The sequence below is a fragment of the Paenibacillus glufosinatiresistens genome (genome assembly GCF_031470375.1).
Taxonomy (GTDB): domain Bacteria; phylum Bacillota; class Bacilli; order Paenibacillales; family Paenibacillaceae; genus Paenibacillus_AQ; species Paenibacillus_AQ glufosinatiresistens.
Genome location: NZ_JAVFHT010000021.1, coordinates 23,302 through 49,638, shown reverse-complemented (window position 1 = coordinate 49,638; position 26,337 = coordinate 23,302). Strand labels below are relative to the sequence as shown.

The window sequence follows — 26,337 nt, the reverse complement described above, 5'->3', positions numbered from 1 at the left end:
CGATTTTACGATTTGGCTTGGTCCAGAATGTGCTGAAGCTGGCTCTTGTCGAATGTATAGGCTTCATTGCAAAAATGACAGACGACCTCCGCCTGCTCATCCTCCTCGATCAGCCGCTCCAGCTCATGCCGGCCCAGACTGATCAGCGTCTGCTCGACGCGCTCGCGGGAACACTGGCACACGAAGGAGATGGGCATCTCATCCAGCACCTCCGCATCCGGGCAGATGCGGCGCAGCATTTCCTCCGGCTCAAGTCCGGCATCCAGCAGGGACGTGACCGACGGCATCGCGGAGATCGCCTTCTCGATGGTGCCGATTTCATCATCGCTGAGCCCCGGAAGGAGCTGGATGATGAATCCGCCCGCCACCTGAACCCGGTTGTCCGGATTGACCAGCACGCCGAGTCCGACCGCCGAAGGCGTCTGCTCCGAAGCGGCAAAATAATACGTGAAGTCTTCCCCGAGCTCTCCCGAGACAATCGGAATGCTGCCCCGGTACGGCTCTTTCAGACCCAGGTCTTTAATGACATGGATGAATCCTTCTGTTCCGACCGCTCCGGCCACATCCAGCTTGCCCTTCGCGTTGGCCGGCAGGTGAACATGCGGGTTCTGAATCATCCCGCGCACTTCGCCCCGGGCATTGGACTCGGCGGTAATCTGCCCGACCGGTCCATCCCCTTTTACCTGAATATTCAGCTCTTCCCGGCCCTTCAGCATCGCGCCCATCATGGCAGCGGCCGTGACCGTGCGTCCCAGGGCGGCGGTAGCCGTCGGATACGTATCGTGGCGGCGCTGCAGTTCGTTGACGAGGCCGGTTGTACGTACGGCAAACGCACGGACTCTGCCTTGCATGGCGGTTCCGCGCACCAGCCGGTCGCTAGTATTGTTCATGGGTGCATGCTCCTTTTGTTAATAAAATATCGTGGTTCTGCCTTTATTGATTGCGTTCATAAATAAGGCGCAAGCCTTCCAGCGTCAGCATCGGATTGATCTCGTCGATACAGTCCGTCTCGTCCGCTATCAGCGGGGCCAAGCCGCCGGTGGCAATCACCTTCAGATCAGGCGCCTTCATCTCGGTCTTGATTCGTTTGACGATCCCTTCCACCTGTCCTGCATATCCGTAAATGATACCGGCCTGCATCGCATGAACCGTGTTGCGGCCGATGACCTTCTTCGGCTTCTCGAGCTCAATGCGCGGAAGCTTGGAGGCGCGCTGGTAGAGCGCTTCCGTCGCAATCCCGATCCCGGGGACAATCGCTCCGCCCAAATAGTTGGCTGAGGCGTCAATGCAGTCGAACGTAGTGGCTGTGCCAAAATCGACCACGACCAGCGGACATTGATACCGCTCGACAGCGGCTACCGCATTCACAATCCGGTCGGCTCCGACCTCGCGCGGGTTCTCATAACGCAAATTAAGGCCGGTCTTGATGCCTGGCCCCACAACAAGCGGTTCAATTCCGATATATTTGACGCACATATCGACGAACACCTGGACAATGGGCGGCACGACCGAGGAAATGATGACGCCCTCTACTTCTTTAACGGAAAGGCCGGACATCTGAAACAAATTATGAATCCGGATGCCGTATTCATCGGCGGTGGACTGCCGGTCCGTGCTCAGCCGGAAGTGATGAAGCAGCTCCTGCCGGCGGTAGACGCCGAGTACAATATTCGTATTTCCGATATCGACAACCAGCATCATGCCGGAGCCCCTCCCTTCTTCGCGTTCAGATCCAGACTGATGTCCAGACTGTTGAACGAGTAGGTCAGACGGCCGACGGAAATAATGTCCACACCCGATTCGGCGATCGAGCGCACCGTCTCCAGCGACACATTGCCGGACGCTTCCGTCTTGACCCTGGGGGCTGCGGCCTTGATCCGGGCGACCGCTTCACTCATCAGGGCGGGCGGCATATTGTCCAGCATAATAATGTCGGCTCCGGCCTCCAGCGCTTCCTGGACTTGATCCAGATTCTCGGTCTCCACCTCAATCGTCATCGTATGTGGAATATTCGCGCGGGCCCGGCTTACCGCCTGGGCAATGCCGCCCGCGCCCTTGATATGGTTATCCTTAATCATGACAGCGTCATACAGGCCGAACCGGTGATTGCCTCCGCCTCCGATACGGACCGCGTATTTCTCAAGCATCCGGTGCCCGGGAGTGGTCTTGCGGGTATCGACAAGCCGGGTCGGCAGTCCTTCGAGCGCCTGAACGAACATTTGGGTTCGCGTAGCGATACCCGAGAGCCGCTGCATGAGATTCAGCGCCAGCCGCTCTCCCGTCAGGATGGCATGGGTGCTGCCCTCAACCTCGGCGATGACCGTTCCCTTGGCAATAGACTGCCCATCTTGAACATGGGCCGTGAACGACAGGCCCGGATCGACGATCTCAAAGACCAGCTCGGCGATCGGCACGCCGCAGATTACCCCGTCCTCTTTGGCATGAATAATGCCCTTGGACTGATGGCCGGCCGGTATTGTCGTCCGCGTCGTCACATCGCCGGAACCGACATCCTCCTGGAGCCAACCTCTTATGGACTGAACCAATTCTTCATTATATCCGTTAAACATCATGCTTCGTTCTCCTCCACTATACCCAGCTCCCGAATCTGGAGCAGGTGCTTCCGCCAGCACACATCGTCCCGTTGGGCAAAATCTTCACGGTAATGAGCCCCGCGGCTCTCCTGGCGGGCCAATGCAGACTCCGTGATGAGCAGGCCGCAGGTCAGCATATTGGCGAACTCCAGATCTTCCGGCGTTGTCAGCCGGGAAGCAAAGATCGGAAGCTGCCGTTTCAGCTCTTCCAGCCCCTTCGTCAGCGTCTCTTCGCTGCGCCGCAGACCGACTTGGCGCACCATGACCTTCTGCAGCTTGAGCCGCCGTTCCACTACCGCTTGGGATGGATGCTCGCTGCGGCCTTCATCGCAGCCAGCACTCGGCAGCGCTTCTCCAAGACCGGGAAGACTGCAGATGCGGTCTACAATCCGGCGGCCGTATACAATGGCTTCGGACAGCGAATTGCTGGCCAGCCGGTTCGCGCCGTGTACGCCCGTCGAAGAGACCTCTCCACAGGCGAACAGACGCGGGATGCTGCTCTCGCCGTTCAGATCGGTCTTGATCCCGCCCATCATATAATGCGCAGCCGGAGCCACCGGAATCCAGTCTGTCGTAATATCGAGTCCATAGCCGATGCAGGTCCCGTATATGGTCGGGAACCGGTGCTTCACTTTCTCGGCCGATTCGTGGGTAATATCCAAATACACAAACGTCGATTTGGTCGCTTCCATCTCGTCAATAATGGCCCGGGCCACAATGTCGCGCGGAGCCAACTCCAGCAGCTCATGATAGCGTTCCATGAACCGCTCGCCGTGGATGTTGCGCAGAACGGCGCCCTCCCCCCGAACCGCCTCAGAGATCAGAAAGCGGGGAGCGCCCGGATAACTCAGCGCCGTCGGGTGGAATTGGATAAATTCCATGTCGCGGATGTGCGCGCCGGCGCGGTAGGCAATCGCTACCCCGTCTCCGGTCGCCACCTCCGGGTTGGTCGTATAGCGGTAGAGCTGGCCGGCCCCGCCGGAACACAGAATCGTCGCATCGCCTTGAAGAAACAGCCGGCTTCCGTTCGGCCGCTGAACCAGTGCGCCGCGGCATTCGCCGTCTTCGGTAATCAGGTCGATGACATAGTGATCGTCCCAGACTTCAATCCGGTCATGGTTCGCAATCTGCTCCGACAACGCGCGCACAATCTCGTAGCCGGTGGCGTCGCCGTTAGCATGCAGAATCCGGCGGTGACTGTGCGCCCCCTCCTGAGTCAACGCCAGCACGCCGTCTTCCTTATCGAACTTGGTCCCGAGCCGAATCAGCTCCTGCACGCCCTCGGGCCCTTCGTTTACCAGTACCTCGACCGCTTCCCGCGAACACAGCCCGGCACCGGCCATCAAGGTATCCTGCAAATGAAACTCCGGCGAGTCATCCTCGGCGATTACGGCGGCGATGCCGCCCTGGGCATACCGCGTATTGCTCTCCATCAGCGATTTCTTGGTCAGCATCACGACCTTGCGGTCTTCGGCGGCACGGATGGCCGTGAACAGGCCGGCAATGCCCGATCCGATAATGATGCAGTCCGTGCGGACCACCGGCAGTTCACGAAGATCAAAATCAACCAAATATTGTGGAATCATGAGACCGTTTCACCTGTTTCAACGAAAGAGTAGCGCATGCTACTTGACTTGTAGCATGCGCTCTAAGGAGATTCTGGCCTTGTCGGCGATGGCCTGAGGCACATAAATCTGCGGCTTCATGGTCTCCAGACATTTGACCAGCTTTTTGAGATTGTTGACCTTCATGTTCGGGCAGACCAGGAATTTGCTTGCAAAATGGAAGCTCTTGTCCGGACTGTCCTTGCGGAGCTGATAACCGGTCCCGTCCTCGGTTCCGACGATGAATTCCTTCCGGTCCGACCGGCGGCAGTAATCAATGATAGCGGTTGTGCTTCCGACAAAATCGCCCAGGGCGACCACTTCCGGCCGGCATTCCGGATGAACGACAAATTCCGCTTCCGGGTACTTGGCCTTCATCTCATAGACATCCTTGACCGTCAGCATATCATGCGTGTTGCAATAGCCTTCCCAAATAATCATCTTCTTGCCGGTCTTCTCCTGAACGTAGCGGCCCAGATTCTTGTCCGGTACCCAGATGATCTCTTCGGCATCAAGGGATTCGATTACCCGAACGGCATTGGCCGAGGTGCAGCAAATATCGGTCTCCGCCTTGATCTCTGCCGACGAGTTGATGTACGTAACCACCTTGGCGTTCGGATGCTGCGCCTTCAGCTTGCGCAATCCGTCCACATTGACCATATCGGCCATTGGGCAGCCGGCACGTTCGTCCGGGATCAGGACGGTCTTGTTCGGCGCCAGAATCTTGGCGCTCTCTCCCATAAAATGAACCCCGCAAAAGACGATGGTCTCGGCGTCCGTCTCGGCCGCCTTCTGAGCCAGCAGGAACGAGTCGCCCCGGAAATCGGCAACCTCCTGAATCTCATCGCGCTGATAATAATGCGCCAGAATAATGGCATTGCGTTCCTTCTTCAGCTGTTCGAGCCGCTCGCGCAGTTCCCGGTTCTGCTCCTGCTTGTGCTCCAGCGCCAGAGCTTCCAATTCTCGTATCCCCCTTATGTCTCACGGCCGACAGCCATGCTCTATGCCGCACACCCATGATCGTGAAATGAGTAACATAATCGCGCGCTGCATAGTCTCCGGCAATCACCGACGATTCCGCTTCCCGGAATCTTCATATTCAGTCATTGTTAATCACTAATGTACACAACGGATTCTGCTGTGTCAATGAAAGCGGACGGGGAGTTACAGCAAATTTTAAGTATCAGAAGAAGAACTCCGAGGCTGCCAAAATAAAAGAGACGGCCCCGCCGCAAGTAGCCTTGCGGTCGTAACCGTCTCTTGAATAATGAGCAGCGCCCTTAGCTCAACGGGCCGCCGCTGCCATTGCCGTTGCCGTCATTGCTTCCGCCATCCTGCGGGCGGGTCGGAATGTCCTTCGTCACATCGCCGCCCGGCGTTGACAGCGGTTCTTCCGATTTGCCCTGGATGCGCACGCGCACATCGCCGACGTTGTCGATGACGGGTTCACCTGTCTCCGGAGCCGTCTCGGCGGAGGCCTCATCCGGCTTGCCGTCTTCGGACAAGTAGCCCTGCTCGATCAGTTCACGGATCTGGTCGAGTTCGAGCGTCTCCTTCTCGAGCAGCGTGTTGGCAATCAGGTGCATCTCATTGGCATGCTCTTCGAGCAGCTTGCGGCAGCGTTCATAGCAATCATTGATGAAACGCTGCATTTCCTGATCAATCTCGTAGGCGATCGAATCGCTGTAGTTCTGCTCGTGGCCGATATCGCGGCCCAGGAATACCTGGCCCTGGCTGGTGCCGAACTGCATTGGTCCGAGCTTCTCGCTCATTCCGTACTCCATAATCATGGAGCGGACAATCCGCGTCGCCTGCTGGAAGTCGCTGTAAGCGCCGGTGCCGATCTCGCCGATGAACATTTCTTCGGCGACCCGGCCGCCGAGGAGGCCTGTCACTTTATCCAGCAATTCCTGCTTCGTTACCAGCATGCGGTCTTCCTTCGGCAGCATGATCACATATCCGCCGGCACGGCCGCGCGGGATGATCGTTACCTTGTGGACCATATCGGCATTCTCCAGGTAATAACCTGCGATGGTATGACCCGCTTCGTGGTAAGCCACGATGCGCTTCTCCCGGTCGCTGATCACCCGGCTCCGCTTCTCGGTGCCGACGATCACACGGTCGATGGCCTCGTCGACTTCACGCATGGTGATATCCTTGCGGTTCCGTCTGGCGGCCAAAAGAGCCGCTTCATTCAGGAGGTTCTCCAGATCCGCGCCGGTGAAGCCGGTTGTGCGCTTGGCGATGACGTCAAGCTTCACATCCTTGGTCAGCGGCTTGTTGCGGGAGTGAACCTTCAGCACCGCTTCGCGTCCTTTGACGTCCGGACGGTCTACTGTAATCTGACGGTCGAAGCGTCCCGGACGGAGCAGGGCAGGGTCGAGAATATCGGCGCGGTTCGTCGCCGCTACGATAATAATGCCTTCGTTGCCGCCGAAGCCGTCCATCTCAACGAGGAGCTGGTTCAGCGTTTGTTCGCGTTCATCGTGACCGCCGCCAAGTCCGGCGCCGCGCTGGCGGCCGACGGCGTCGATCTCGTCGATAAAGATAATGCAAGGCGCGTTCTTCTTGGCGTTCTCGAAGAGGTCGCGGACGCGGGATGCGCCGACCCCGACGAACATTTCCACGAAGTCCGAACCGGAAATGCTGAAGAAGGGAACGCCTGCCTCGCCGGCAACAGCGCGGGCAAGCAAGGTTTTACCGGTACCCGGAGGGCCTACGAGCAGAACGCCCTTCGGAATGCGCGCGCCCACGGCAGCAAATTTGCGGGGGTCTTTGAGGAACTCAACCACTTCCACAAGCTCCTGCTTCTCTTCGTCGGCCCCGGCAACATCCTCGAACGTGACCCGCTTCTTCTCTTCATTGTAGAGGCGGGCTTTGCTCTTGCCGAAATTCATGACCTTGCCGCCGCCGCCCTGCGCCTGGTTGAACAGGAAGAAGAACAGAATGAACATGATTACGAGCGGAATAATGGAGGAGAGGAACGTCAACCAGATGCTGTCGCCTTCCATCTTCTTCTGGGAATATTCCACGCCGTTCGCCTCGCTGGCGTCAACCAGCTCATTGAGAGCCGTATCAGTAGGAGGAATGTAGGTAGAGAAGTTCTCGGATTTGGCCCCTTCGGGCTTCTCCTTGTATTTGCCGGTTACCTGGAAGGCACCGTTCTCCGCCTGTACGGTCAAGGTCTTAACGTTGTTGTTCTTGATCTCCTGGCGAAGTTGGTCGTATCTAGGGAAATCGGCGGCTTCATTTCCGTTGCTGACAAACTGGACGATGCCCACCACGACTAAAAATAAAATCAAATAAAAACCAGAATTTCGGATGAACCGATTCATCCCCTACCTCCTCTCACAACACTTAAGTTATTGTACCATAGCCTGTCGGAGCACCTCAAATAGAGGAACTTCGGGAAAATGAGCCGGACATCCGGTCTGTCAATAGGCTATTTGGAGTAAATTTCCGGCTTCAGCACCCCGATGTAAGGGAGGTTCCGGTATTTCTCGGCGTAGTCCAAGCCATAGCCGACGATGAACTCGTCGGGAATGACGAAGCCGGTATAATCGGCTTCCAGCTTAACGGTGCGTCCCGCCGGCTTGTCGAACAGGGTAACAACTTCAATTGAAGCCGTTCCGCGGGCTTGCAGCAGCTCGATCAGATAACTCAGCGTCAGTCCGCTGTCGATGATGTCCTCGACGATCAGAACATCCCGGCCGCTGACCGGCACGTCGAGATCCTTGATGATCTTCACGACACCGGACGACTTGGTCTCGGCCCCGTAGCTGGAGACGGCCATGAAATCCATCTCTACCGGTACTGTAATGACTTTAACCAGATCGGCCATAAAAATAAACGCGCCTTTCAGCACGCAAATGACAAGGGGAGTCCGCCCCTCGTATTTGGCACTGAGCTCGGCGCCCAGTTGCTTGATCCGTTCCTGGATCTCCTCTTCGCTGATCAGCACTTCCTGAATGTCATTCTGCAACTTGCGTACCTCCTAAGGTAATCTTATGCTTGCAATCCGTCACTCCTGTCGGAGCGCGTCCGGCGCATCATTCCCTTCCTCCAGAGACAGAAAAAGGACCGCTGCCGTGTGCCGGCCAACGGCGGCGTGAGCCGATCGCCGGACGCCGGGAATCCAGAGAATCTGGCCCAGTGCGTCGCAGACAATCGGAATGCGATGGCGTTCGGAAGAAGGTATTTTATCATCAATGTAAATATCTTTAACCTTTTTGCTTCCGTTTAATCCCATGATTCGCATGGTATCTCCAGGCAGGCGTGACCGAACGGTCAGGGGAAATGCCAGACCCTCCAGATCAAACCCCGCCGTCAGGCGGTTGCCTTCAACCTTCCGAGATGCCCAATCTTCCCTCTGCAGCACCGCAGCTGCGAGACTTCGGCCGATCTCCGGAATTTCCAGCCGGGACACAGGCATCTCCATCTCGTATGTATAGCTGGTCTGCTTCCCGGAGGGAGCAGATGTGAAGACAATCGTATCATACTGCCGCTTACAGGTTACCCCGCCGCCCAGATCCAGATTCCAGACTGTCGGACGGGCCTGCAGCGCCCCTCGTCGGACCGCTTCAATCTTGGGAAAATCCACCGCCGACGTGTCCGCCGACAGATAATTTAATATTAGTTTAATCAAACGCCGTTGTAAAGCGGACGCCTCGCCGGCAAATGCGTGCCGGTCGAACGATATCCGTTCTCCTTCCCTGCGCACGATCCTGAAGTACAGCTTCTCGGCGCTTGCTTCCATATAATCATCTTCGGCTGCTGCGATCTCGGCCAGCTGGTTAAGCGACTGTCCAAGCCTCGGGCTGTACTTCTCCAGGAAGGGCAGAATCTCCAGCCGTACCGCATTGCGGACATACAGGCTCTGAAGATTGCTGGCATCCTCGGCAAAAGGAAACCCCTGCTCGCGGCAGACTCCGACAAGCTCCGCCTTCTGTATACGGAGAAGAGGCCGCAGCAGTTCCACTTTTTTGTACGGACGTCTCCACCGCATTCCCGCGAGACCGGTCGGACCGCTTCCCCGCAAAAGCCGCAGCAGCACCGTCTCCGCCTGGTCGTCGGCATGATGGCCAAGCGCGATGCCCGTGGCCCCGTGCCGTGCGGCCGCTTCCGCCAGAAAGGCATACCGCAGCTCCCGGGCGGTCCCCTCCGGTCCAAGACCGCTCTCTGCCAGATGGGCCGGCACATGAAGCTCTGCCGTCTCCAGCGGAAGTCCCAGCTCGTCCGCCATCTTGCGGACCAGCTCGGCTTCCGCTCTGGATTCTTCCCGAAATCCGTGATCGGCATGCGCGCAAATCAGGCTCAGAGGGAGCGAATGCAGGGAAATATGGCGAAGAACATGCAAAAGAGCCACAGAATCCGGCCCTCCGGATACTGCGACCACAATCCGGTCGTTCGCCTTCCACAGCCCATGCTCGCCCGCCGCTTCCTCTACGGCCCGCACCAGCCGGTTCCACTGCTCCATATCGGCCCATCCTCTCCGCCTGCACCCATAGCTTAAGATCTATCATACCGCGTCAGAACCCGGCCATCCAGTACAGAGTGGCAGCCAGCACCAGAAGCGACAGCACAAAGGCGCCGACCAGCCAGCCCGGCGTTGCAACCCGGTCGTGGCGCATCGCCTCTCTCCCGGCGCGATACACCCGGGTCTTCCAAGCTTCTCTGGCCTCGCGGGAACTCGGAAATCCGCCCTTCAGCGCAAGCTTGAGCCATGAGGACAGACCGCGGTCCGGTAGCCGGACGGCCAGCTTCAGCAAATCATCGACGCTCCGGGTCTGGGGAAGTCCGGCCGCCGCCGTCTTCAATCCCTGCTCATCAAGCAGCCGCAGACACAGCACCGCAAAAGCAAACAGATCATAGCCCTCGTCGGCGCTGCGGCTTCCGGCGTTCCAGAAGCCGCGGTCATGCCATTCCGTGAACTGTTTCACGCTCCGCCCCTTGGGGCCCGCCCCGCCGTAGTCGATCAGCTCGGCTTCGCCATAGTCGGAGACAACGATATTCTCGGGCTTCAGGTCCCCGAAGACAAACCCGCATTCGTGCAGCGTGCACAGCCGGTCGAGCAGCTTCAGTCCAATCAGCCCCAGCCAGCTGCGCCCTTTGCGTCTCAAAAAAACATGCGGCGGCGAACCCTGTACATACCGCATGACATAGAAAGGAAACCCGCCCTCCTGGTCATCGTCGGCTTCCAGCAAATAAGCCGGGCGGGAAGGCTTCTTCGCCCGGCCTCCGCGATGTTCGCGCGACTTCTCCCGCGACTGAAGCGACGTCAGGACATTGATCTCGGATTGCAGATCCAGCGTATCGTATCCGATCTTCAGCGCATACTTCTCCCGCCGGCCCTCGCGGTGCACCAAATATACGATTCCGTTGGCCCCCTTGCCGAGCAGCCGGTCCACGATATAGCGATTGCCGCGCCACTTGCCGACAATCGCCGTTCCCGGCGCCCAGGAGGGGCTAGACGAGATAGCCACCCGATCTTCGTTCCCCTTCCTCGTAATCCCCTGCAGCCCTTCGATCCATTGGTGCTTCCAGTGTACCATAACCGAAATGCCGAAGCACCCGGAAGATCGCCGGACCGGTCGGCGTTGCCCCCCTCATCCGCAGCCGGCCGAACAGGGAGCGAAGCTCCGACTTATCCGAGGTAAAGTCCTTATCGAGCGCTGCTTCTTCCCCGGCCGAACCGGGAAAATGAAAGACCGCAATCTCGCTAAGGCCGCCCCGCGCCTCCAGACTGAGCGCCAGATCGCGGATCGCCTCCTCGACGGCGGCCAGCTTCGGCTTCATGCTGGCGCTGGCGTCGATCAGCAGCGCGATACGGAGGGGAGCCGTCTCGCTCAGGTCGTCGACGACCTGAACCATCTCGGCGCGTTTTCCCGGGGGAAGCTCCTCGATCGAGGAATCTCCCAGCACCCTCCGCACTTCCCGGTTGACGGCCTGATGAATCGTCTCCACCACCGTCTTGCGGGTCATCATCTGCATGGTTCCCGCCAGTTGGGGCGTGCCGACGATCCGGCTCAGACCCCCGCCCGCCCTGGCGATGTCTTCAATCTCCCGGCTGCCCAGCTCGCCGATGGTCCCGTAATCAATCACCCCGATCACATTGACTGTAACGCCTTCCTGAAGCGCATGCGCCGCCGCCATCACCGGACTTTCCCCTACATTGGAGCATCCGTCGGTAATCAGCAAAATTTGATTCAGCATCCTCTTCCCCGCCTTTCCATTCTCTCTTCCTAGCATTTCCGCTGCCGAGAGATTTCAAACGCGGTGAAAGACCAAACAGAGAAAAGGTCAGCTGACCGTCCGCGGCCGTTCCATCCGCGACAGGCCAGGCATATGCAGCGTCGACCATTCCGGTTGATAATGGTCAAGCCGGCTGACCAGAATCGTCATATCATCATGGATCTCGCCGCCCGAATAGCGGATGACTTTCTCCAGCAGGCAATCGGCGATCTCCTGCGGATCGCTGCTGTCTATCTCCTGAATCAGCCGCTTCATCCAGATTTCCTTGTTGACGGCATACCCCGGCGCATCGTAGATGCCGTCGGTCATCAGGATGAGCAGATCGCCCGGATGAAGCTGCAGCGTAATCAGCTCAACTTCGATTTCCTGAATAATGCCGATGGGCAGATTACTCCCGCTGACCGGAATCACCTCGCTCCCCCGCTTGATGAAGCTCGGAGCGGACGCAATCTTCATGAATGTCGTCTGAGCCGAGTATTGATCAATCAACGCCATGTCCACCGTGGCATAGAACTCATCCGGGGAGCGGAGCAGCAGAATCGAGTTGACCGACTTCACCGCCAGCTTCTCGTCCATTCCCGATTGCAGCAGCTTCTCCAGCATGCCCAGCGCGGCGCTGCTCTCCATGCGGGCCCGCTCTCCGTTCCCCATGCCGTCGCTGACCGAGATGGCAAACGTTCCGTTGCCCAGCTCCACGGTGCTGAAGCTGTCGCCGGACAGAATATCCCCGTCTTTGGCCGCGCCGGCGATTCCGGTGGTGACTTCGTACGCCTTGGCCGACCCGAATACGACGGTGGACAGGCCCTGGCGGCTGTGAACGGCCGTCTCGCTCACAACGGCGACATTCTCGCCGAGGATGTCGGAGAGCAGCGGGGCAATCATTTTCCGGCATTCATCGAATCCCCGGTTGTAGGCATGGACCACCTCGATCTCGACCCGCCCCGGGTCCAGGCTAAGAATGTCTATCCCGTGAATCGACAGGCCGAGCCGCTCCAGCGCCTCGCGGATCTGCGCCTCCTGCCGGTACATCGCCTGCCCTTCGCGCTTGATCTCCCGGGCCAGATCCTCCATTACCTGCGACACGCCCGACAGCTGCTCGGCCACGAATTGGCGGCTGTCGTATATTTGCCGCTTCCAGCGCATATCATGCTGATAGAGGCTGTACTGGTTCTTCATCACCTCCAGCACCTCGCCCGTCCTGCCGCAGTGGCGGCTCCATTCGCCGGGCAGCTCGGACGCCGAAATCTCCGGCTTCTCTTCGACCTTGGTCATCATATCCGTCATATATTTATAAGTCTGATAAAATTTATGGTCCCAGCATTGGCCCCGCCGGCTGCATCCCGAGCAGAGCCCCTCGGTGACCGCGTTCATAAAATGCTCCATCTCCCGTTCGGTCGCTCCGGCTCCGGCCGCGTTCGGAATCTGTCCGAAGCTGCTGGAGAGCTGGCGGAAGACCTGGGAGAACTGCGTTACCCGCTCGGCGGTCAGATCGCGGACCCTTCGCGCATACTCATGCTGGGAACGGCTGTGATCGGCCGTACCCGGTACATACCGGGCAATCAGCCGGGTGATCGCCTTCGGCGTAGCCAGGAACAGCGCAATCGCCGCGCAGGTCTCCCAGGTGGAAGCCAGCATATCGCCCGGACCGGTAAAATAAACCGAGAGAATGCTCGAGCCGAGCAGCATCCCGAAGGCGACCGCCGCCTTCTTCCCGCTCTGGAGCATCCCGGCCAGCATTCCCGAGAAGGCAAGCAGGCTCATCTGGTAGATGGCTCCGATATCCGCCAGACTGAGAATCAGTCCGGTCACGACGCCGACCGAAGCCCCCAGAGGCGCACCGCCGGCCATGGCGAACAGCAGAATCAAATAACGGGACATGATATGCTCCAGCGACAAGCCGGCCACCGACCAGCCGACCAGCCCCGTCATCACGGAGGCCAGCATAATAATCAGGCAGAGAATCTCCTCGCTCTGAAGAGCGCGGCTCTTCTGGCGGTAGATCAGCACCGGGATAGCCTGAAGGAAGACAAGGGTCAGCACAAACGCCAGCAGGGAGTTCAGCGCCGTCATCATCAGCGGATACCAGGAGATGGAGGGCCCGATTACCGCCTGGAACAGTCCGACCATGAACGAGGCGACGAATACCATGAGAGGCGTATACGACAGCTCCACCCGCTGAAACGCCTCCAGTCCCCGGTGAAGAAGAACGAGCAGGGCGAGTTCGGCGGCGATGGACAGAACGCCCGGGAACGGCGTGAAGGCGCTGCCGATAAGAATGGCGGCGGCTACCGGCACGGCGGAGTCGCGCCGCATGAACAGGACAACGGCGAAGAAAGCGGCGGCGAAGGGCGACAGCTCGTCCAGAATCATCGCGCGGCCCAGCAGCAGGCCCATCACCGTCAGCAGAAGTGTCCATTTCCGCGTAATCAGCAGATTATACATTCGGCTGTTCCGTATCCGGCCGGACATCCCCGGCTGTATCGGCTCCGATTGCTCCTCGCTCTGCTCCGCTCTTGTCCATTCCGGAAATTGGATCACATTGCTCTTTCCCATCATTTTCCCAAGCACCACCCGTCTAAAGATTTGTGTTGCCATTATAAGACGGGCTACGGCGGAAAGTTTGTCAGAACAAGAGGGCCGCTTCCATGAAATTTCCGACAAAAACGCCCGGGCGCGGAGTTGGGCGCGCACCGGGGGCGATCCCTTGGCGGGCGGCCCCTTGAGCCTTGCCGGCCTGTGCCTGTTCCCCGGCTGTTCGCTCCCTCCAGGTCCAAGCATTCGCCAGCGGATGCCCCCGGCTTAGCGGGGATCGGACGGGATGCTGTCGCAAATTTTAAGAAGTCCGACAAAAAGGGACGACTCGGGTGAGCGGTGAGTCTTCCGAACGGGACCGATCCATGCGCAGATGTCCGCTACCCGAAGACGGGCAGGGGAAGGGGAGCGCGGGCCGGGAAATAAGGACATAAAAAAACCGCGGGAGCTGGCGCTCCTGCGGTTATGTTATGGATTTCAGACGCGCTTGGCCCCTCGGCCTCCGCGTTTGCCTTCAGTGTTCTTCTTGAGCGAAGACATGCGCTCTTCGCTGTCCTTGAGAAAACGGGACATTTTATCCTCGAATGAGGGCTTTCCGGCAGCCGGTTTGAAAGGACGTCCTCCCCGTTCACGGTTGTAGCCGCCTCCTCCTCCGCCACCACCGCCGAAACGGTCGCCGCCTCCGGGACGATCGAATCTTGGCGCTCTAGGCGGGCGAGCCTCGGACGCGGGCTTATCGACAGCCTGCTTAATGGAAAGTCCGATCTTGCCGTCTTTGTCCACATTGATCACCTTAACGGTCACTACATCATTGATCTTCAGATGATCGTTGACATCCTTGACGTAATTATCGGCGATTTCCGAGATATGAACGAGACCTGTGACACCTCCTGACAGATCCACAAATGCTCCGAAATGCGTGATGCCTGTCACCTTGCCTTCTAACTTGGTGCCCACTTCAATTGCCATAGAATAAAATGATCCTCCCTTAAAAATATGCCTGCGGTGATTTGATTATACAGGAAAGAGCAGGGCAAGGCAACAGAGTCAACTGCCCGTTTTGACCGTATTATTGCCCGTTATCTTCCACGCGAATCGGCACTTCGCCGGGCTTGTACATATTGTAGCGCTTGCGGGCAAGTTCGCCGATATACTCATTGTCGCCCAGGCGCGATACCTCGTACTTCAACTGATTCAGGGATTGGTCGGCCCCGGCCTTGGCTTCCTGCTTGCGGGCAAGCGCTCCGCTCTTGTCCGAGATGGCGGCGCTCTGCGCCACAAAGATATAGCCGGCCCAGGCAAAGAACAGCACGACTGTCGTCATCCACATGATCTTGCGTCTTCTCACTCCGGCCGTCTTGGCCGGAGGACGACTTGAGCTGACGGTTTCTTCGGTTGTGGCAAATCGGTTCATGCCGCTTCCACCCTCACTTTCAAGTTGCTTCGTCTATGTACCCTTAAGCGGCGCCCGGAGCCTCATTCCTTCGGCTCCGGCGGGTCCTTCGGCTTCCCGGAGAATCGGTTCCGGACGGAAGCAATCCAGGGAAGCGCTGCCAACCGCTCAGCGGCCGGCTTCAGATACCGCACCGGCAGTACCCACAGCGGCCGGGTCAGCCGCAGGAGGAATCGAAGCACGCCGCGAAGCACCCGCAGGACAAGCTTCAGCGTCCCGTACAGCACCCGCCACAATCCGAGCAGGGGCGTTCCGATCAGCACGGCCAACAGCTTGGCCAACATGCGGCCGCATCGCTGCACGGCCTGAATTAACATTACCACAAATCGCCGAATCGTAACACTGAAGATTAGAAAATAGAACCAGGCGCCCAGAAATAATCCCAGGAGCGCATAGAAGCGAAGCTGCCCCTGATTGCCGGCATAGAGAAGCCGGAAGACCAGAAGCGCTGCTCCCGCCCAGTATACGAGATCCAGCACGGCGTTCATCCAGGCGGGAAAGCGCAGCTTCCACGACAGTACCCGGTAACTGTCGTAGGCCAGTCCCAGCAGAATGCCGGCGAGGGCCATCAGGAGAAGCGTCGTCCATTGGACGGACAGATTCATTTGAACAGCTTGCCCAGAAGGCCCTTGGACTTGGTCTGGCTGCCGGGATCAAAATAGACGAGCGACTGCACGTTGCCTTCTAGCGAGAGCTGCCCGTTCTCCAGACTGAGATGCTTGATATGCAGATGAGTTCCCCGTATCGTCAGTCCCCCGAGCTCCGTCCGGAGCAGAAATTCCTCGCTGTCAAAGCTCTCCACGTTCTGTATCCCCGTCAGGTCAAGCTGCTTGCGGCTGCGCAGCTGCAGATCATGCTGCTTGGCCGGTCTGCCGGAATCTACCATGAATCATGCCCCCTTTCTTCTCGTTCTAATCTATGGCGGGCTTGTCGAGGTTAGAACAGAACGGGAACGGTGAATCCGCGTCGGCGAGCTTGAAGGCTGACGGAGCTGAGGCGAGCGACTTATCCAAAGCTGAGGAGAACGACTCATCCAAGCCTGTGCAAGGAGAGGCGGCCGACGGGGAAGCGGCTCTTCAGCGGATTGCCACAGCTCGTGGCAGCCCGCGGCAGTCTCAAGGCAGCGCCTTCCGCCGTGCTGAAGTTCTGAATGACAACAACCCCGCCGTCTGCTCTCCCGAGCGGACAACGGGGTTGTTCCGTGTAAGAACGCTATGCGGTTTCACCCGGCTAGGCTTCTCTGCACCGGCCGGTTCCGGCAAGCCGCGTGCGGCTGCTTACCAGTCCAGACCGGTGCTCTTGGGCAGCGGTTCTTCCCGAAGCAGTGTGTACATACCGGCCGCTTCATCCTTGCGGGTCGTCTCGACCAGCTTCTCTACACGGACGGTCACCAGCTTCTGGCCGAACTGCACCGTAATCTCGTCGCCGATCTTCACGGTGCTGCTGGGCTTCGATTCCTTGCCGTTGATCAGCACCCGGCCCTGCTCGGACACGTCTTTGGCCACGGTGCGGCGCTTGATCAGGCGGCTGACCTTCAGAAATTTATCCAGCCGCATTAGTTCACGGCTTCTTTAAGCTTGTTGCCGGCTTTGAATGCCGGAACCGTGGATTCCGGAATTTCAATGGTATCGCCGGTCTGCGGATTGCGTCCTGTCCGTCCAGAACGCTTGCGGGTCTCGAAAGTACCGAACCCGATGAGCTGCACTTTGTCGCCTTGGGCGAGCGCGCCGCTGATTTCGTCGAGGAAACCGTTCAGCACAACCTCTACGTCCTTCTTGGACAGACTGTGCTTCTCGGAAATACTGTTGATCAAATCGGTCTTGTTCATCGTTACACGTTCCTCCCGGTATTCGTGAAATTCAGAAACGGTGCGGATAGCCTGGGAGCCGGCACGCGCTTCATGCTTGTTGATATTCTGGATGGGCTTTCAAATTCCTGCCGCCTGCTGTCGATTTATTCAAAAAGGAGGCGAAAGGCCCCCCTCTAGCCTTCCTCCCGCTTCGCCTCCTGCCAGAGGGTCTCCATCTCCTCCAGGTTGCTGTCCTGCGGCGTCTTCCCCTGCTGGAGAAGACGCTTCTCGATATGGGCGAACCGCTGCAGAAATTTGCGGTTCGTCCGGCTGAGCGCCTCTTCCGGATCGGCGCCGATGAAGCGCGCGGCATTGACCGCCGCGAACAGAAGATCGCCGAGCTCCAGCGCCTGCTCCTCGGCAGGCATTCCCTCCGCTATGGCTTCCCGCAGCTCGTCCAGCTCTTCGGCGATCTTGTCCAGCACTTCGCCGACCGCTCCCCAGTCAAAGCCGACCTTGGCTGCCTTCTTCTGCAGCTTGTAGGCCTTCATCAGCGCCGGAAGATCGCGCGGCACGCCGCTTAGAGCGGACTGCTTCTCCGGCTCCAGGCCCTTGAGCCGTTTCTCCTCCGCCTTCATGCCTTCCCAGTTGCGGAGCGCCGCTTCGGCATCGGGCGCGTTCTCGCCGCCGAACACATGCGGATGGCGGAAGATCAGCTTGTCGTTCAAGCCCTGGATGACATCGTAGACATTGAAGATCCCGGTCTCTTCTTCCATTTGGGAATGAAGCAGAATCTGCAGCAGCAGATCGCCCAGCTCCTCCTTCATGTGCTCGGGATCGTCCTCGTCAATCGTCTCCAGCACCTCATAGGTCTCTTCAATGAGATTCTTGCGCAGCGATTCATGCGTCTGCTCCCGGTCCCAGGGGCAACCCTCGGGGCTTCGCAGAATCCCGACAATCTCGTGCAGACGCTCGAAGGTACGGCGGCGCAGCTGTTCCGAAGAATCGGCGGGAATATATATCAGCGACAGATTGCCGTATCCCTCCAGCCGGTCCAGCTCAAAGAGCGGGACCTTGACGATGGTTTCTTCCCCTTCTACGCCGAGCGCATGGCCGACCGTCACTTCATACTCGGCCGGGTACCGCTCCAGCAGACAGAGCTTCGCTTCCGAAGCCGTGAAGGAATCGTAGACCTGGCCGATCAGCGTGTGCAGCTCCGGCCGCACATGCGACGGCTGCATGCCCGTGGCGTCCAGAAGCTGAAAGCCCTCGATCGGATCGAAGCCAAGCCGGACAAAAGCTTCATCCAGGAAGCTCTCGCCGCCCAGAATCTCCAGTTCGATGCCTTCTTCCGGACAGCGCCGGCGCAGCTGCGATACGGCCGATTCCGCCACCATGGGATGGCCGGGAACCGCATACAGGATACGGTCGCCTTCAGCTCCCGCCTTGGCTGCCGCGATCAGGGCATCGGTAATGGCGGCGTATACCTCCGGAAAGGTCGGCAGCGACTCGTACAGCCCGTCGAAGGAGCGGCTCTCAACGCCCAGCTCCTCCAGCGCGGCCATAACCGGATGCTCCCGGGTACGGACATAGACAGCCGATGCGGACTGAAGCCGCTTGACGATGCCGAGCGTCAGCCGGTCCGGATTTCCGGAGCCGAGACCGACGATGGTCAGACTTGCACTCATCCTTTATCTCTCCTCTGGCCCGTGCGGGCCTGTCAAATTTCCAAGCTGCTCCCCACTCCTGCACCGGTCAGCGCATCAGCCGGCCGAACCGGTCGGCCAGCTTCGGCCCGAAGCCCGGGAGCCGGCGCAGCTCGCTCTCGGAGATCAGGCGCAGGCGGACAGCCAGCACGGCGAAGGCGGCCACGCCGGCCGCTACGCCGAGCAGCGTCTCCGCCAGCGCGCCCAGGCGGCCGCCGACGCCGGCCGCAGCCAGCGCCGCGCCGCCCCCGTAAGCGGCGGCGGCGGCGGCCAGGCCGAGGCCCGCGGCAAGTCCGGCGGGCCGAAGCAGCACGTCTGCGGGGCGAAGCCGCAGACCGGCGGCCTTGCGCAGCAGCAGCACGTTCAGCGCTGCGGCCAGCACCTGGGCGGCCACGCCGGCGACGGCCGCGCCGACAATGCCCTGCTGCGGAACCAGCAGCAGGTTGAGCGCCGCCTTCAGCGCGGCGGAGGCGAGCAGGTGCAGCGCGGGAGCGCGCACCTGGCCGAGCCCTTGCAGCAGCGCGGCGGCGATAATGCTCACCGTGCCGGCGGCGGCGGTGAGCCCGAGCAGCGCGATGACGGCCGTGCCGGAGCCGTCGCCGTAGAGCGCGCGGTTGATCGGCGCGGCCAGCACGGCCAGACCCGCAGCGGCGGCCAGGCCGAGCAGCCAGAACCAGCGCAGGGACAGCCGCGTCCGCGTCCGGATCTCCTCCAGGTCGCCCCGGTACTTGGATTCCGCCATGAACGGAATGAACAGCACCGACAGCGAGGTAGCCAGCATCGTCACCAGCTGGACGAGCGGCAGGCCGCGGTTATAGATGCCGAACTGGGCCATCGCCTCCGCTTCGCTCCGCCCTTCGGCGAGCAGCCGCGGCATGGTGAACACATCCACCAGATTGACGAGCGGCACGGCCAGACTGCCGAGCATGACGGGAATGCTGTAGAGCAGCATGGCCCGAAGCAGCCCGGAGGCTCCCGCCCGCGGCAGACGCTCCGCCCCCGCGGCCGCTTCGGCCAGCGCGGCTTCCGCTTCCCTTCTCTGCGGCTCCGACAGGCCCGGCACGGCCGCAGCCGTGCCTCCGTCTGCCGGTCCGGCCGGCTCTCCGTTCCCCGCCGTCTTCGGTTCCACCGGCCGCAGCTCCTCTGCGCTCTTCCGGTGCCGGCGCCAGAAGACCAGCATGACGCCCAGGCCGGCCAGTCCGCCGCCCGCCGAGCCCAGCATGGCTCCGGCTGCGATCTTGCCGCCGCCGGCACCCGCCCCGGTCAGATACAGCAGCAGGCCGACCATTACAGCCACCCGGGCGCTCTGTTCGATAATCTGGGAGAGGGCGGTCGGCGCCATGTTCTGGAGTCCCTGAAAATACCCCCGGAGCGCGCTCATGGCCGGAACGACGGCCATCGCCAGAGAAGCCGCCCGAATCGCCGGCACAATAGGAGAGCTTCCGACCCAGAGGGCGATCAGGGGCGCCCCGGCATAGGCGGCCGCACCCAGCACAAGTCCGGCCGCGCCCGACAGCAGCGCTCCCAGTCGGAGCACCGTCCGGGCTGTCGCAGAATCCCCCGCCGCAGCCGACTCGGCCACAAATTTCGAGATTCCGGTCGGCAGTCCGAGCATCGCGACGGTCAGGAGCAGCGAATAAATCGGGTTCACCGTATTATAAATGCCGAAGACGGCATCTCCGCCCAAATTCTGCAGCGGAATCTTCTGAAGAGTGCCGATCAGCTTCGAGAGCAGCGCCGCGGCGCTCAGCATGAACGCCCCTTCCAGCAGCTCCGAGCTTGTCGTGGATGATTTCATGTACGCTTCCGCCCTGCTTTCTCCTTGCTTATACCGTTCTTCATTATACCGTAGATTCCGCCGCGGCCAAAATAAAACCCGCCCTCTCTCCCGGCTTCTTGCCGCCGGGAAGAGAAAAGCGGGAGAACGTAAGACCTTTTACTGCTCCATCTGCTTGCCCAGAAAGGCGGCGGCCGTCTCGGCCATCTTGACTTCCATCTGCCCCATGTTGACCGATTCGTCCTTGCTCATCATCACGACGGAACCAATCGGGTCCCCGCCGGAGATGATCGGTGCGATCACGTAGGAAGACAGCTCCTCCGGGTGATCCTTGCCGATCTCATAGCTGCCGCTTCCCGTTTCCAGCACGGTTTTGCGGCTGTCCATGCATTTCTCCAGCAGCGGCCCGACCGGCTTCTCCAGATAATCCTTCTTGGAGCCGCCTGACAGAGCGATGAAGGTGTCACGATCGGTAATGAGGGTAATATGTCCGGTACTTTCAAACAAGGACTCCGCGTACTCCTTGGCGAAATCGCCGAGCTCGCCGATCGGGGAGTATTTCTTGAGAATGACCTCGCCGTCGCGGTCTACAAAAATTTCGAGCGGATCGCCTTCGCGGATGCGCAGCGTCCGTCTGATTTCTTTGGGAATGACCACCCGACCGAGGTCGTCGATGCGTCTAACGATACCAGTTGCCTTCATTTCACCTGTTGCCCCGCTTTCTAAGGAAGTATAGTGCCTATTGCTGCGCGGTGGGCTCAGAAGGCCTCCCACCCGGGTCGCTTTGAGTACTGACCATAGTATTCATCTGTTCCCAATTCCTTATACATCCCGGTACGCCCGGACGACAGGCATCCTGCCTGCGGGAACGCCAAAAAAACCCGGCGAAGACGGCAGAGCCGTTCCGCCGGGCCTGAATGGCCGTGGGATCAGAGAAGAAGGTTTTATTGCGCCGCCGGGCTTGCAGCCGGCGCTGCGCTTGCCGGAGCGGCCGATCCTGCCGGCGCTGCCGCAGGGGCCGATGCCGCCGGTGCGGCGGACGCTCCGGTCGCTGCCGAAGCGGAAGCCTTCGGCAGATTGATTTTCGTAATAATGCCATCCAGATCCTTCTCCAGGAAGCTCTGCACCTTCTCGGAGGACAGCGTGCTCTTGATCTGTTTCTTCTCGTCGTCGGTCAGCTTGTCGAATGTCTTCTCGGTGCGCGATTCCACCTTCATGATGTGGTAGCCGTAGGTCGTCTTGACCGGATCGCTGATCGTATTCAGCGGCAGCGTCAGCGCCGCCTGCTTGAATTCCTCGACATACGTGCCGAGTGCCTTGTTCTCATACAGCCCGCCGGTCTCCTTCGAACCGGTGTCGTCGGAGTATTCCTTCGCCACGGCAGCGAAGTCGGCGCCGCCGTCCAGCTTCGCCTTCACTTCCTTCGCCCGCTTCAGCGCATCGGCGTCCGTGCGTTCCTTATTGTTGCTGTCGGTGAAGCCGACCAGCACGTGGCGGACCGAAGCGACGGTGAAATCGCCCTTGTGTTCGTCAAAATACTTCTTCACATCGTCGTCGGTCACCTTGAGCCGCATATCCTGATAGACGGTCAGCACGCGGACCATATAATCGCGGACCTGCGATTCCGTCAGATTCTGTTCCTTCAGCGAGCTCTCATAGCTCTCGCCCATCCCGCTCTTGTAGGTCTTGATCTGGGTATCCGCCTGGGACTCCGCTTCCTTCTTCGCCTCATCCTTGGCTTGTCCCTGCAAATATTCAAAAGCAGCAAGCTGCTTAAGCAGTGTCTCTCTGAACACATCCATATCGAGGTACTGCGACTGATCCGGAGAGAGGAACTTCATCACATGAATGCTCGTGTCAAATTCATTCTGGGTCACTTTCCCGCCCTTGTAGGTCACCAGAACCGGACTGTTATCCGGTGCATCGGAACTGCTCGGAGCTGCGCCTGCAGAACTGTTCGGCGAGCTGCTCGCTGCCGCCTCGTTATCTTTATCATTGTCGCTGCAGCCGGCCAGCATGGAGAAAGAAAGCGCCGCGGCCATCGAGACCAGCAGAACCTTCCAGGATTTACGGTTACTTAAACGCATCATGTAGTTCTCCCTTCGGTTTGAAAGACGACTTGACCTCTTCGAGGAACCGCTCCAGCAGCTCCAGAAGACCGCGGTCGTCCAATCCTTTCGTTTTTACACGGATGATCGCCTTGTCACCCTTCTCAAATTGTACACGTCTTTCAAAAGAATTGCCAACCTTGGCCAGCCCGGCGGTGTCGAACGCCGCGATCCGGCCTTCGAAGAAGCTCAGCGACACCTCGTCTCCCCGGCGGCTGATCGTCTCCAGTCCGTAGACTCTTCCGTAAATCTTCAGCCGTGCTACCGACAAGAGGTTGACGACCGCCTCCGGCAGCTCTCCGAACCGGTCCAGGAGCTCGTCTTCCAGCTCCGCCGCTTCCTCGAACGTCGAGACGGCAGCCACCTTTTTGTAGATCTCGATCTTCTGCACGCTGTCATAGATATACTCGGACGGCAGATAGGCGTCGATCGACAGGTCGATGACGGTGCTGACCTCCTTGGCCGAGGTATCCTCCTCGCCGAGCATCGTGACCTTGCGCTTGCGGATCTCCTCCGCCAGCATCTGGGAGTACAAATCGAAGCCGACCGACGCGATGAAGCCGTGCTGCTCGGCTCCGAGCAGGTTGCCGGCTCCGCGGATCGAGAGGTCGCGCATCGCGATTTTGAAGCCGGAACCGAGCTCGGTGAACTCCTTGATCGACTGCAGGCGCTTCTCGGCCACTTCGGTTAACACCTTGTCGCGCTGATAGGTGAAATAGGCGTAGGCAATCCGGTTCGAGCGTCCGACCCGGCCCCGAAGCTGATAGAGCTGGGACAGCCCCATCTTGTCGGCGTCGTGGACGATGAGCGTATTGACGTTCGGAATGTCCACCCCGGTCTCGATAATGCTGGTGCTGACCAGCACATCGTACTCGCCGTCGAGAAAATCAAGAATTGTCTTCTCCAGCTCCGACTCCGACATCTGGCCGTGGCCCACGCCGACGCGCGCTTCAGGCACCAGCATGGAAATCTGCGCCGCCATCTCGTGGATACCCTGCACGCGATTGTAGAGATAGTAGACCTGTCCGCCCCGTGCCAGCTCCCGTTCAACGGCTTCCCGGACCAGGGTCTGGCTGTACTCGACCACATACGTCTGCACCGGGAACCGGTTCTCCGGCGGCGTCTCGATGACGGACAGATCGCGGACGCCCAGCATGGACATATGCAGCGTGCGCGGAATCGGCGTCGCCGTCAGGGTCAGCACATCGACATTCGTCTTCAGCTTCTTGAGCTTCTCCTTATGGGTCACACCAAAGCGCTGCTCCTCATCGACAATCAGCAGGCCGAGATCCTTGAACACCAGATCCTGCGACAGCAGGCGGTGCGTGCCGATCACGATATCGACCGTCCCCTGCTTGACGCCCTTGATGGTCTCGTTCTGCTCCTTGCGGCTGCGGAACCGGCTCAGCACCTGAATGTTGATCGGGTAGGAGCTGAAACGCTCGCGGAACGTCTCGTAGTGCTGCTGGGCCAGAATGGTCGTCGGAACGAGCACCGCCACCTGTTTGCCCTCAATCGCCGCCTTGAAGGCCGCACGGATCGCCACCTCGGTCTTGCCGTATCCGACATCGCCGCACAGCAGCCGGTCCATCGGCCGGTTCTGCTCCATGTCCTTCTTGATCTCTTCGATGGCCCGGACCTGGTCGCGCGTCTCCTCGTACGGGAACATCTCCTCGAATTCCTGCTGCTCCGGCGTATCCCGGTCAAAAGCGAAGCCCGGCGCGCTCTGGCGCTCGGCGTACAGCTTGATGAGATCGTCCGCAATATCCTGCACGGACGAACGGACTTTATTCGTGACACGGGTCCACTCGTTCCCGCCCAGCTTGTAGACCTTCGGCTCCTTATCCTCGGAGCCTACGTATTTCTGGATCAGATCAATCTGCTCGATCGGAACCGACAGCTTGTCTCCGCCCGCATACATGATATGCATGTAGTCGCGGTGAATGCCGCTGACCTCCAGCGTGCCGATGCCCATATACTTCCCGATGCCGTGGTTCTGGTGAACGACGTAATCGCCGATCTTCAGCTCGGTATAGCTCTTGATCCGTTCGGCATTGTCCACGTTCTTGGACAGCTTGCGCGCTTTGCGCTGCTTCTGGGAGAACAGCTCGCTCTCGGTGACAACCGCCAGATGAATCGACGGCAGCTCAAATCCGGAGCCGAGATTTCCCTGAAGAATCGTCGGCTCTTCAATGTCGTAATCGTCGAGCACCCGGCGGATGCGCTGAATCCGGTCTTCGCCGCCGGCCAGCATGATGACCTTCACGCCGGACTTGTGCCAGCGCTCCATCTCCGCCTTCAGCACGTTCATCTGGCCGTGGAAATCCTGCATGCCCCGGCTGATGAACCCCAGAATGTTCTGCGGCTGCACATGCGGAACCTGGCGGAGGAAGATCGACATGAAGAGGCTCTGGAACGGTCGCTTGTACATGACCGTATCGCTGTCAACCGACAGATGGAAGTCCGGCAGCGTCTTGCCGTTCTGAAGCAGATGCAGATTCCACTCGGATTCGTCGCGTTCCAGCTGCTTGGCCGTCTCCAGAAGCCGGGCCGGCTCGTCCAGAATGAGCAGCGTATCCTTCTGCATGTAGTCGTACATATGGAACCGCTCGGGATAGAGCAGCGCGATATACTTGTAGATCTCCTGAAAATGGGTTCCTTCCCGGAGGAACTCCATCTCGCGCCCGATCTCTTCGCGAAGCCGCTGCTTGGCCTGGCGGTCGGCTGTCTTCTCCAGCTGCTTCTCCAGCAGCACGGAGGCCCGGTCGGCCGCCTCGGCCAGCCGCTCCCGACTGGCAATAATCTCCTGGACCGGCTCGATAACGATGCTGCGCACCTTGTCGATGGAACGCTGATCGGCCGGATCGAACGTGCGGATGGAATCAATCTCGTCGTCGAACAGCTCCACCCGGTAGGCGAGCTCCGACGTCATCGGGTAGAAGTCGATGATGCCGCCGCGCAGACTCATCTCGCCGCGGTTCTCGACCCGTTCCACCCGCTCGTAGCCCATCCCGATCATGGACCGGAGGAACTCCTCCAAATTCAGCGTGCCCTCCTGGTCAATCGTAAGCCGGGCCTGCTCGAACACCTGCGGCGCCGGAAGGAGCCGCCGCACACCCGAATACGGAGCCACGACAATACCCCGGAAGCCTCTGGCGCACCGGTTCAGCACCTCGATCCGCTGGGCCAGCGTCTCCGGTCCGGATACGGCGGCTTCCGCCGCCACCAGCTCATTGGCCGGATAGAGCAGCACGCGGTCGGGGGATAGGATCTCTTGCAGATCATCCGCCATCTTCTGGGCGGAGAACATATTATGCGTAACCACCAGCAGCGGCCGTCCGGTCTCTTCATGCAGCGCAGCCAGCATAATCTGGCGGGCCGAGCCGGAGAGGCCAGAGACGAGCTGCTCCTTCATGCCCGCGGCCACACCCCGGGTCACCGACTGGAAATCGGAATCTTTGGAAAAAGCCTCAATAAGACCTTGTAGCAACAGGCGCACCTCTCTAACGGATCGCTGCCGAAT

General features: G+C 59.7%; 22 protein-coding genes. All 22 read right to left on the bottom strand.

Annotation, left to right across the window (positions count from 1 at the left end; all coding sequences use genetic code 11):
- Positions 1 to 5: 5 nt before the first annotated feature.
- The 22 genes from hslO to mfd all read right to left on the bottom strand — a co-directional run bounded on the left by hslO (position 6) and on the right by mfd (position 26,304).
- Positions 6 to 890, bottom strand: a complete 885-nt coding sequence (gene hslO / locus RBI05_RS17085; protein ID WP_310551941.1) for an Hsp33 family molecular chaperone HslO — start codon at positions 888 to 890, stop codon at positions 6 to 8.
- Between the two features lie 43 nt (positions 891 to 933).
- Positions 934 to 1,701 (bottom strand): type III pantothenate kinase, encoded by a 768-nt coding sequence (locus RBI05_RS17080; RefSeq protein ID WP_150458670.1) that lies wholly within the window; start codon positions 1,699 to 1,701, stop codon positions 934 to 936.
- The gene (gene nadC / locus RBI05_RS17075; protein ID WP_310551940.1) at positions 1,698 to 2,573 is read right to left on the bottom strand and encodes a carboxylating nicotinate-nucleotide diphosphorylase; all 876 of its coding nucleotides are present in this window, start codon (positions 2,571 to 2,573) and stop codon (positions 1,698 to 1,700) included. The genes RBI05_RS17080 and nadC overlap by 4 nt, the downstream gene beginning before the upstream one ends.
- Positions 2,570 to 4,180, bottom strand: a complete 1,611-nt coding sequence (gene nadB, locus RBI05_RS17070) for an L-aspartate oxidase (protein WP_310551939.1) — start codon at positions 4,178 to 4,180, stop codon at positions 2,570 to 2,572. The genes nadC and nadB overlap by 4 nt, the downstream gene beginning before the upstream one ends.
- A gap of 39 nt (positions 4,181 to 4,219) precedes the next feature.
- Positions 4,220 to 5,158, bottom strand: a complete 939-nt coding sequence (gene nadA, locus RBI05_RS17065) for a quinolinate synthase NadA (protein WP_150458667.1) — start codon at positions 5,156 to 5,158, stop codon at positions 4,220 to 4,222.
- Between the two features lie 320 nt (positions 5,159 to 5,478).
- Entirely contained in the window at positions 5,479 to 7,533 is a 2,055-nt protein-coding gene (gene ftsH / locus RBI05_RS17060) for an ATP-dependent zinc metalloprotease FtsH (RefSeq protein WP_150458666.1), read from the bottom strand.
- A gap of 107 nt (positions 7,534 to 7,640) precedes the next feature.
- Positions 7,641 to 8,180, bottom strand: coding sequence for a hypoxanthine phosphoribosyltransferase (gene hpt / locus RBI05_RS17055; RefSeq protein WP_150458665.1), 540 nt, complete (start codon positions 8,178 to 8,180; stop codon positions 7,641 to 7,643).
- Between the two features lie 39 nt (positions 8,181 to 8,219).
- Positions 8,220 to 9,674 carry a tRNA lysidine(34) synthetase TilS gene (tilS, locus tag RBI05_RS17050; protein WP_310551938.1) on the bottom strand — a complete coding sequence of 485 codons (1,455 nt, stop codon included), beginning with the start codon at positions 9,672 to 9,674 and terminating at the stop codon, positions 8,220 to 8,222.
- Positions 9,675 to 9,726: 52 nt separating this feature from the next.
- On the bottom strand, positions 9,727 to 10,680 hold the full coding sequence (locus tag RBI05_RS17045; protein ID WP_150458663.1) for a serine/threonine-protein kinase: 954 nt from the start codon (positions 10,678 to 10,680) through the stop codon (positions 9,727 to 9,729).
- Positions 10,664 to 11,407 (bottom strand): hypothetical protein, encoded by a 744-nt coding sequence (locus RBI05_RS17040; RefSeq protein WP_310551948.1) that lies wholly within the window; start codon positions 11,405 to 11,407, stop codon positions 10,664 to 10,666. The genes RBI05_RS17045 and RBI05_RS17040 overlap by 17 nt, the downstream gene beginning before the upstream one ends.
- A 90-nt stretch (positions 11,408 to 11,497) precedes the next feature.
- Positions 11,498 to 14,005, bottom strand: coding sequence for a stage II sporulation protein E (gene spoIIE / locus RBI05_RS17035; RefSeq protein WP_310551937.1), 2,508 nt, complete (start codon positions 14,003 to 14,005; stop codon positions 11,498 to 11,500).
- Between the two features lie 453 nt (positions 14,006 to 14,458).
- Positions 14,459 to 14,950 (bottom strand): S1 domain-containing RNA-binding protein, encoded by a 492-nt coding sequence (locus tag RBI05_RS17030; protein WP_150458661.1) that lies wholly within the window; start codon positions 14,948 to 14,950, stop codon positions 14,459 to 14,461.
- A 100-nt stretch (positions 14,951 to 15,050) separates the two neighbouring features.
- Complete coding sequence (locus RBI05_RS17025) at positions 15,051 to 15,395, bottom strand: FtsB family cell division protein (RefSeq protein WP_150458660.1); 345 nt, start codon at positions 15,393 to 15,395, stop codon at positions 15,051 to 15,053.
- 62 nt (positions 15,396 to 15,457) lie between these two features.
- A complete protein-coding gene (gene yabQ, locus RBI05_RS17020; protein ID WP_310551936.1) occupies positions 15,458 to 16,039 on the bottom strand; it encodes a spore cortex biosynthesis protein YabQ in 582 nt (193 codons plus the stop codon).
- The gene (gene yabP, locus RBI05_RS17015) at positions 16,036 to 16,320 is read right to left on the bottom strand and encodes a sporulation protein YabP (protein WP_310551935.1); all 285 of its coding nucleotides are present in this window, start codon (positions 16,318 to 16,320) and stop codon (positions 16,036 to 16,038) included. Before yabP ends, yabQ begins: the two co-directional genes overlap by 4 nt.
- Positions 16,321 to 16,711: 391 nt before the next feature.
- Entirely contained in the window at positions 16,712 to 16,990 is a 279-nt protein-coding gene (locus tag RBI05_RS17010) for an RNA-binding S4 domain-containing protein (RefSeq protein WP_150458657.1), read from the bottom strand.
- Positions 16,990 to 17,262, bottom strand: coding sequence for an HU family DNA-binding protein (locus tag RBI05_RS17005; protein ID WP_150458656.1), 273 nt, complete (start codon positions 17,260 to 17,262; stop codon positions 16,990 to 16,992). Before RBI05_RS17005 ends, RBI05_RS17010 begins: the two co-directional genes overlap by 1 nt.
- Positions 17,263 to 17,417: 155 nt before the next feature.
- Positions 17,418 to 18,911 (bottom strand): bifunctional methyltransferase/pyrophosphohydrolase YabN, encoded by a 1,494-nt coding sequence (gene yabN, locus RBI05_RS17000; protein WP_310551934.1) that lies wholly within the window; start codon positions 18,909 to 18,911, stop codon positions 17,418 to 17,420.
- A 67-nt stretch (positions 18,912 to 18,978) separates the two neighbouring features.
- Positions 18,979 to 20,727: a polysaccharide biosynthesis protein gene (locus RBI05_RS16995; protein WP_310551933.1), complete on the bottom strand. Its 1,749-nt coding sequence runs from the start codon at positions 20,725 to 20,727 to the stop codon at positions 18,979 to 18,981.
- 138 nt (positions 20,728 to 20,865) lie between these two features.
- Positions 20,866 to 21,408 carry a stage V sporulation protein T gene (spoVT, locus tag RBI05_RS16990; protein ID WP_310551932.1) on the bottom strand — a complete coding sequence of 181 codons (543 nt, stop codon included), beginning with the start codon at positions 21,406 to 21,408 and terminating at the stop codon, positions 20,866 to 20,868.
- Positions 21,409 to 21,650: 242 nt separating this feature from the next.
- Positions 21,651 to 22,796 (bottom strand): peptidylprolyl isomerase, encoded by a 1,146-nt coding sequence (locus RBI05_RS16985; protein WP_310551931.1) that lies wholly within the window; start codon positions 22,794 to 22,796, stop codon positions 21,651 to 21,653.
- Positions 22,780 to 26,304: a transcription-repair coupling factor gene (gene mfd / locus RBI05_RS16980; RefSeq protein WP_310551930.1), complete on the bottom strand. Its 3,525-nt coding sequence runs from the start codon at positions 26,302 to 26,304 to the stop codon at positions 22,780 to 22,782. Before mfd ends, RBI05_RS16985 begins: the two co-directional genes overlap by 17 nt.
- Positions 26,305 to 26,337 lie beyond the last annotated feature (33 nt).

Bases quoted from the DNA above. Each gene is read 5' to 3' on its own strand.
- RBI05_RS17025 (WP_150458660.1), bottom strand. From the start codon at position 15,395: ATGAACCGATTTGCCACAACCGAAGAAACCGTCAGCTCAAGTCGTCCT.
- RBI05_RS16985 (WP_310551931.1), bottom strand. From the start codon at position 22,796: ATGATGCGTTTAAGTAACCGTAAATCCTGGAAGGTTCTGCTGGTCTCG.
- yabP (WP_310551935.1), bottom strand. From the start codon at position 16,320: ATGGTAGATTCCGGCAGACCGGCCAAGCAGCATGATCTGCAGCTGCGC.
- RBI05_RS17030 (WP_150458661.1), bottom strand. From the start codon at position 14,950: ATGGCAATTGAAGTGGGCACCAAGTTAGAAGGCAAGGTGACAGGCATC.
- yabQ (WP_310551936.1), bottom strand. From the start codon at position 16,039: ATGAATCTGTCCGTCCAATGGACGACGCTTCTCCTGATGGCCCTCGCC.
- hslO (WP_310551941.1), bottom strand. From the start codon at position 890: ATGAACAATACTAGCGACCGGCTGGTGCGCGGAACCGCCATGCAAGGC.
- RBI05_RS17080 (WP_150458670.1), bottom strand. From the start codon at position 1,701: ATGATGCTGGTTGTCGATATCGGAAATACGAATATTGTACTCGGCGTC.
- spoVT (WP_310551932.1), bottom strand. From the start codon at position 21,408: ATGAAGGCAACTGGTATCGTTAGACGCATCGACGACCTCGGTCGGGTG.
- spoIIE (WP_310551937.1), bottom strand. From the start codon at position 14,005: ATGATGGGAAAGAGCAATGTGATCCAATTTCCGGAATGGACAAGAGCG.
- nadB (WP_310551939.1), bottom strand. From the start codon at position 4,180: ATGATTCCACAATATTTGGTTGATTTTGATCTTCGTGAACTGCCGGTG.
- RBI05_RS16995 (WP_310551933.1), bottom strand. From the start codon at position 20,727: ATGAAATCATCCACGACAAGCTCGGAGCTGCTGGAAGGGGCGTTCATG.
- yabN (WP_310551934.1), bottom strand. From the start codon at position 18,911: ATGAGTGCAAGTCTGACCATCGTCGGTCTCGGCTCCGGAAATCCGGAC.
- RBI05_RS17010 (WP_150458657.1), bottom strand. From the start codon at position 16,990: ATGCGGCTGGATAAATTTCTGAAGGTCAGCCGCCTGATCAAGCGCCGC.
- ftsH (WP_150458666.1), bottom strand. From the start codon at position 7,533: ATGAATCGGTTCATCCGAAATTCTGGTTTTTATTTGATTTTATTTTTA.
- tilS (WP_310551938.1), bottom strand. From the start codon at position 9,674: ATGGAGCAGTGGAACCGGCTGGTGCGGGCCGTAGAGGAAGCGGCGGGC.
- RBI05_RS17005 (WP_150458656.1), bottom strand. From the start codon at position 17,262: ATGAACAAGACCGATTTGATCAACAGTATTTCCGAGAAGCACAGTCTG.
- nadC (WP_310551940.1), bottom strand. From the start codon at position 2,573: ATGATGTTTAACGGATATAATGAAGAATTGGTTCAGTCCATAAGAGGT.